The organism is Phocaeicola sp. RTP21198st1_B8_RTP21198_201120 (assembly GCF_040929485.1).
GTDB classification, from domain to species: Bacteria; Bacteroidota; Bacteroidia; order Bacteroidales; family Bacteroidaceae; genus Phocaeicola; species Phocaeicola dorei.
The window spans coordinates 796-1,307 of the sequence record NZ_JBCOCI010000381.1; the positions used below are offsets into that span (position 1 = coordinate 796).

General features: G+C 34.2%; 1 protein-coding gene. It reads right to left on the minus strand.

What is annotated here, in order from left to right; genetic code table 11:
- Nucleotides 1-385 (minus strand): phage portal protein (locus AB5935_RS26510; protein ID WP_368327930.1); only part of this gene is annotated, 385 nt, incomplete at its 3' end.
- Nucleotides 386-512: the final 127 nt, after the last annotated feature.

A 512-nucleotide genomic window follows, 5' to 3' on the forward strand; every position in this document is an offset into this window, starting at 1 on the left:
GTTCTTTGGCATCGCCTCTTTCATCTCTCTTAATACGAGCATAACCGTTACCTGTAAGAAGTACACTGGTAACTAGCGTCTTGATAAAAGTAAATCTGCTCATTTGGTCGTTAGGTTCTCTGTTTAATAACCAGTATGTAGGATGCTTGGTAAACTTGGTTTTAAAGCCCTCATCATCTACATAATACGGTTCTAACGGTAACTGTGCAACAGAATCACTTATCACGTCTACACATCTGTAAACGGCAGATAACAGCATAGCTTTTGATTCTGAATATGTAGTAGCTGAATTATAAAATAGAGAATCTGAAAGAAAGTTGTAGCTACGTTCTTCTTGTCTAGCTTCTTTCTTTTTAAATGGATTGAAATTGATATTGAATTTCATTAAAATGTAAATATTTGGTTTGTGTAGTGTGGTACTTGTAAATACATACCTAAAGCCTGTATCATAGATATAGTTCCATCAATCTTCTTTTTGTCTACTTGTTTGTTAGGTTTGATATTGCCGTTAT